A 6187-nucleotide genomic window follows, 5' to 3' on the forward strand; every position below is an offset into this window, starting at 1 on the left:
GTGAAGACGGCGAAGATGGCGCGCGAGGCGCTCGGCACGAACTGGGTCAAGCTCGAGGTGATCGCCGACGAGCGGACGCTGATGCCCGATGCGATCGAGCTCGTGGCGGCGGCGGAGGAGCTCGTCGACGAGGGGTTCGTCGTGCTGCCGTACACGACCGACGATCCGACGGTGGCTCGGCGCCTGGAGGATGTCGGCTGCGCCGCCGTCATGCCGCTGGGTGCGCCCATCGGTACCGGGCTGGGCATCTGCAACCCGCACAACCTGGAGATCATCGTGGCAAACGCGGGCGTGCCCGTAGTGTGCGATGCGGGGATCGGCACCGCTTCGGATGCGGCGCTCGCGATGGAGCTCGGCTGCGATGCGGTTCTGCTTGCGACTGCGGTGACGCGCGCCGAGCGGCCCGCGCAGATGGCGCGCGCGATGCGGCTCGCGGTGGAATCCGGGTACCTCGCGCGGCGCGCGGGCCGAATCCCGAAGCGCTTCTGGGCGCAGGCATCGAGCCCGCCGCTTGACGACTAGCGCGAGCGATTGCGGGCGAAGGGGCTATTGCTCGTCGGAACCCGAAAGTTTCGGGCGCCCGCCGCGCTGCGTGTACAGGGCGTACGCGAGGTAGCCAGCTCCAAGCAGGATCGGCACGGCGGGTGCGAAGAATGCCGAGATGCAACCGGCAATCGTGATGATGGCGGCGGCGAGGCGATCGCGAGTGTTGAGATACAGCGCCACTGCCGCCACAACCACGACGAGTAAGGCGATTGGCGGTCCAAGGTTCCAGTAGACATCGAGAATCGGCGGTTCCATGTGTCCACCGTAAATCCCATAAGGGAGTCGGGCGCGCGATTTGCTCGCTTCTATCTGGTGTTTTCGGCTGGTTCGCTGGGAGTGGCACGAGTGCACGCCTGAGCGCTGGAGTTAAACAAGAGAAACAGACTCGAGTAACGCCCGTTTAACTGTGAGTCATCTCACATCGCAAACTTTTCCTTCTCCTTCGTGGTTGATTGTGCTCGATTCCAAAATTCGGAAAGTGTGCGTACCTCTGCATTTGTAGCGGGAGTGAGTTCTTTCGGGGCCCGGGTGGGCTAGCGCTGCCCCCTTGAGCTTCGACGACTCTCGCTGAGTGAATCCCAAACAACTGTTGAAAACTAAGGCAAGCCTCGCCTACGGTCAGTGTCGTTCGCTTTACTTGTTGACGAGAGCAACGCTGAACGGCCACAACGTGCCGGAGCTCGCAAGGCCGTTGCCTCGTCAGCACGTGAATGTTCATCTGCGGGCATCCCGCAGGCCACACTTTCGCATCAAGAGTTGAGGTCTTATGTACGCATCACCATCTCGCAACGCCGGACGCCGGGCGCTCGCCGGACTCTTCACCGCCGCCATGGTTGTCGGCGGCGGCTCCGCCCTGTCGATGTCGGCGGCCAACGCGCAGGAGTCTCCGCTCGCCCAGATCACCGGCTCGATCGGCGCCACCCAGTTCGCGCAGGACTGCGTCGCGCTCGACGCCGGTCTCTACCAAACCGCGTACAGCGAGACCGAGAACGCCGTGTACGTCACCCGCTCCGTCGGTCGCCCGCCGGTGACCGAGTCGACTCTCACGAAGGTCGACGCCGACTCCCTCGAGGTCCTCGACTCGGTCGACCCGGCGGTCAACGACGAAGCGAGCGGCGCCCGCACAGCGGTCTACGGAGTCGCCGTCGACGATGCCAATGGCTACGTGTGGACGACCAACACCCGCGACAACACGGTCGCGGTCTACGACGCGAAGACGCTCGACCTGGTCAAGCAGTACGAGGCGGGTCTCGTCGACCACGCACGCGATGTCGCCGTCGACCCGGAAAGCGGCAAGGCCTACGTTTCGTCGGCCGCCTCCGAGGAGGGCGCCGTCTACGAGTTTGACGGCAACGATCTCGACGCCGCACCCACCAAGATCGAGCTCCCGGATCTCGCGAACACCGTCTCTCTCGATCTCGACCCGGCCACCGGCGCGCTCTTTACCGTCGACCTCGGCGGACCGCACGCCGCGAAGATCGATACGCGCAACGGCAACGAGGTCACCACCTACGACCTCGGCGACTCGGTCGAGGCCGCATCCGGCGTCACCATCGACACCAAGAACGGCAACATCTGGGCCATCGACCAGACCACCGGCAGCGCGGTCGTCGTCGACGAGGAGTCCGGCGACGTCGTCAAGAACTTCGAGACCGGCGAGGGCGCGCTCAACGCGAAGCACGACGACGCCACCGGCCTCGTCTACGTCTCGAACCGCACCGCAAACAACATCACCGTTTACGACGCGGCCACGTTCGAGCAGGTCGGCGACCTCCCGGCCGGCCCGAACGCCGAGCTCGGCCAGGCCCCGAACCACGTGAGCGTCGACGGCAAGGGCAACGCCTTCTCCGTCAACAAGTTCGCGCCGGAGGCGGGCGAGGGTGCCGGCAAGAACCAGCTGTGCCGCATCACCCCGGATGGCGGCCCGCTTAGCAGCGTCACCGGCTCGCTCGACCAGATCACCGGCTCGTTCGAGGGGCTCGGCGAGTAGGTTCCGGCCGAGGCTGCGCCGGCTGAGTAATTAGGTTCGCCTGCAAAGCTGTCGAAAAAGCACCGCCGGCTGCAGCCCGAAAGGGCAGCGGCCGGCGGTTCTTTTGTTGCCACGCGGCGTACGGTGTCGCCCATGGGATACATCAGTGTCGAGACGACCGACGGTCCTGCGGAGGCGTATCTCGCGTCCACCGGGGAAGGGGCGGCGCCCGGCGTCATCCTCTATATGGATGCGCTGGGCCTGCGCCCGCAGATCGAGCAGATATGTGAGCGCATCGCGGGTTGGGGTTACGCGGTGCTCGCGCCGAACGTTTTCTACCGCGAGGGCTCGGTGGCCGAGCTCGCGCCGCGCGCCGACATGCGCACCCCCGAGGGGCGCGACGAGGTGATCGGCGCCGCGAAACCCCGCATCGGCAGGCTCGACACCGAGCGCGCCGAGCGCGACGTCGACGCCTATGTCCGTGCGCTCCACACGCTGGACGAGGTGCGCGAGGGCGCGATCGCGACCGTCGGTTTCTGCATGGGCGCGCGCCTCGCGCTCCGCACCGCCGGACGCCACCCTGAGGTCGCGCTCGCCGCGGGTTTTCACGGCGGCGGGCTCGTCACCGACGACTCCGACAGCCCGCACCATTCCATCGCCTCGGCGAGGGCGGCGTTCCTCTTCGGCCACGCGGACAACGACCCGGGTATGACGCCGGAGAACGCCGCCAGCTTGGACTCCGCCGCCCGCGACGCCGGCCTCCAGTGCACGAGCGCGTTCTACCCAGACGCGCCGCACGGATACACGATGGCCGACACCGTGATGTACCAAGAGCAGGGTGCGGAGCGCGCGTTCGCCGAGCTCCACGATGCGCTCGGCCGTCATCTCCCGCAGTGAGCCCGGTCACGACCGGGCCGCGCCGCCGGACAGCGGCGGGTTCAGTCGTGCACACTGGTCACCATGATTGAAGTTAGCAATCTAACAAAGAGATACGGCCAGAAAACTGCCGTACAGGACCTCACGTTCAGCGTGCGGCCCGGCAAGGTGACAGGCTTCCTCGGGCCGAACGGCGCAGGTAAGTCGACCACGATGCGCATGATCCTCGGGCTCGACAACCCGACGACAGGGCATGCGCTGGTCGAGGGAAAGCCGTTCGCCGACCACGCCGAGCCGTCGAAAGTCGCCGCCGCGCTCCTCGACGCGACGTGGGTGCACCCGAGCCGGCCGGCTCGCGCGCACCTCGAGGCGCAGGCCGCGTACGGCAACATCCCCGCCTCCCGCGTCAACGAGGTACTCGACCTCGTCGGCCTGCGGCAGGTCGCGAAGAAGAAGGTCGGCGGCTTTTCGCTGGGCATGCGCCAGCGTCTCGGCCTCGCCGCCGCGATGCTCGGTGACCCGAAGGTCCTCATGTTCGACGAGCCCGTCAACGGCCTCGATCCCGAGGGCATCCTGTGGGTCCGAAACTTCATGAAGGCCCGCGCCGACGAAGGCCGGACCGTGCTGGTCTCCAGCCACCTGCTCTCGGAAATGGCGCTGACGGCGGAGGACCTCATCGTCATCGGTAAGGGCAAGCTCCGTGCGCAGACCTCGGTCCACGACCTCGTCGCCACCCAGGAAGCCACGATCCTCGTCCGCACCCCGGACGCCACCGACTTCGCGGCGGTGCTCCGCGAGAACGGCTTCGACCCGCAGCCGACGGGCGAGTCTCAGCAGATCGCGATCAAGGGCAAGAACATCGAGCAGGTCGGCCGCCTCGCTTTCGACAACAGTGTGCTGCTTCATCAGCTCTACCTCGACCAGCCGAGCCTGGAGCAGGCCTTCATGGCGCTCACCCAGGACGACGTCGAGTACCGCACGGGCGAGCCGATCGCCGAGGACGCCGGCCAGTACGCAGCCGGACCCAAGGGGCCCGGAGCGCACGCCAACCACGGCCAGCAGAACTTCCCGCAGCAAGGAGGCCGGCGATGAATCTTCTTCGCGCAGAGTGGATCAAATCCAAATCAGTACTGTCCACGTGGGTGCTCCTGGCGATCGCCCTTGTCATCACCCTCGGCCTCGCCGGCCTGATGAGCTACCTCCAGACCCTCGACATCGAGGACGCCAACGGAGACTCGGCGAACATGGAGTTCTCCGCCGGTGAGATGGTCGGCTCGACCTTCGGCAGCTTCCCGGCGATGCTCATCTGGGTCGTCGCGATCGTGCTCATCTGCGGTGAATACCGGAGCGGCACGATCAAGAACGTCTTCGCCGTCGCCCCCAGGCGCTGGGACGTCTACCTGGTGAAGACCGGCTTCTTCGTCGTCGCCGGAGCGGTGATCTCGTTCGTGTTCACCTTCCTCGCGCTCATCCTCACGTTCCTGGTGACCGGCTCGGACTCCCTTGCCCCGTGGAGCGGGGACGCGCTTCTCGCGAACCTCCGTTTCGCGGCGTACATGGCGGTGTCGATGCTCGCCATGGTCGGCATCAGCTTCCTGCTCCGCAACGTCGCGGGCACGATCACGCTGGTTATCGGCTGGGTGTTCATCATCGAAAGCGTGCTGTCGAACCTGCCGCGCGTCGGCGACGCCATCGGCTCGTGGATGCCGTTCCAGAACGGCATGACCTGGGCGATGGACCAGGCGGGCACCGGGCTCGCGAAGTCCTTCGACGACCCCGCCAACATCCTGTGGTTCATCGTGTTCTCGCTGATCCTGTGGACCGCCGGACTATTCGCGCTGTACAAGCGCGACGCCTGATTCGCGGCGACGTCTACCGCACGTCCTCATTGACGACGGCGGTTAAGGCGTAAGGACGAAAAAGAGCGGCCGGGTGGAATTCCACCCGGCCGCTCTTTCAATATTTAGCAGTGGGCTATGGCACACGCCTTTCTCCCCGCAACTTGTAGACGCTGTCTACTCAAAACCGCATGGGACGTGTTTCGGGCTAGATCCGCGCGCTCGCGGCGACGTCCGTGGTCGCGGCCTCGACGGGAGCCGCCGGCGCGTCGGTATCGGCATTAGCGTCGGCGCTGGCGTCCGAGTCGGCTTCGACCGCGGCCTCGGCATCGCCGGATGCATTGGGCCGGATCGTCTTATGCACGAGGAACGCGGCGCCGAGCATCAGCACGAATGCGAGCGCGGACGTGGCGATCGAGCCCATATCGAACGCGTGGCGCGCGGAGTCCGCGAGCGCCGCGCCCTCGGGCCCGCCGAGCGACGAGGCCACGCCGAGCCCGCCGGCGAGCGTCTCGCGCGCGGCATCCGCCGCCGAACCCGCAGCCGCGGGCACCGTGACGACCGAGCTGTAGACGAAGCCGAGGATCGACCCGAGTACGGCCGTGCCGAGCACGGACCCCGTCTCGTACGCGGTCTCCGAGATCGCCGAGGCCGCGCCCGCCTTGTGGGAGGGCACGGACGACAGGATCACGTCGTTCGAGAGCGTCTCGGCCACACCGATGCCGGCGCCGAGGATCGCAAAGGCGAGCATCAGCCCGACGTCGCTGGCCATGAAGGACGCGGCCGCCACAACCACGTAGGCCGTCGCATTGAGTAGTAGGCCGAGGGTGATGAGCGCGCCCGGCGTCATAAAGCGGACGAAACGCACGGCCAGCAGGCCCATAACGACCGAGACGCCGAGGCCCGGGAGCAGCATCACGCCGGCCGACATGGGCGAGTGCCCGCTGACCAGCTGCAG

At 66.7% G+C, this 6187-nt stretch carries 6 protein-coding genes and 1 pseudogene; 5 read left to right on the forward strand and 2 right to left on the reverse strand.

All coding sequences use genetic code 11. From position 1 onward, the window contains the following. Positions 1-522 (forward strand): thiazole synthase (locus tag K8V11_RS04300; protein ID WP_369693036.1); only part of this gene is annotated, 522 nt, incomplete at its 5' end. Between the two features lie 24 nt (positions 523-546). On the opposite strand, the gene K8V11_RS04305 is transcribed toward K8V11_RS04300, so the two are convergent. Continuing rightward, on the reverse strand, positions 547-801 hold the full coding sequence (locus K8V11_RS04305; protein ID WP_303911163.1) for a hypothetical protein: 255 nt from the start codon (positions 799-801) through the stop codon (positions 547-549). Positions 802-1312: 511 nt separating this feature from the next. On the opposite strand from K8V11_RS04305, the gene K8V11_RS04310 reads away from it, so the two are divergent. The 4 genes from K8V11_RS04310 (at position 1313) to K8V11_RS04325 (ending at position 5250) form a co-directional block, all read left to right on the forward strand. After that, a complete protein-coding gene (locus K8V11_RS04310) occupies positions 1313-2536 on the forward strand; it encodes a hypothetical protein (protein WP_303911164.1) in 1224 nt (407 codons plus the stop codon). 132 nt (positions 2537-2668) lie between these two features. Continuing rightward, on the forward strand, positions 2669-3412 hold the full coding sequence (locus tag K8V11_RS04315; protein WP_303911165.1) for a dienelactone hydrolase family protein: 744 nt from the start codon (positions 2669-2671) through the stop codon (positions 3410-3412). Between the two features lie 63 nt (positions 3413-3475). Further along, positions 3476-4483, forward strand: coding sequence for an ABC transporter ATP-binding protein (locus tag K8V11_RS04320; protein WP_303911166.1), 1008 nt, complete (start codon positions 3476-3478; stop codon positions 4481-4483). Then, the gene (locus K8V11_RS04325; RefSeq protein ID WP_303911167.1) at positions 4480-5250 is read left to right on the forward strand and encodes an ABC transporter permease; all 771 of its coding nucleotides are present in this window, start codon (positions 4480-4482) and stop codon (positions 5248-5250) included. The genes K8V11_RS04320 and K8V11_RS04325 overlap by 4 nt, the downstream gene beginning before the upstream one ends. Positions 5251-5437: 187 nt before the next feature. Here K8V11_RS04325 and K8V11_RS04330 read toward each other — a convergent pair. Next, a pseudogene (locus K8V11_RS04330) lies at positions 5438-6187 on the reverse strand (MFS transporter); the annotation flags it as partial.

Origin of the sequence: Dietzia timorensis, from assembly GCF_020742175.1 — a bacterium.
Taxonomy (GTDB): domain Bacteria; phylum Actinomycetota; class Actinomycetes; order Mycobacteriales; family Mycobacteriaceae; genus Dietzia; species Dietzia timorensis_A.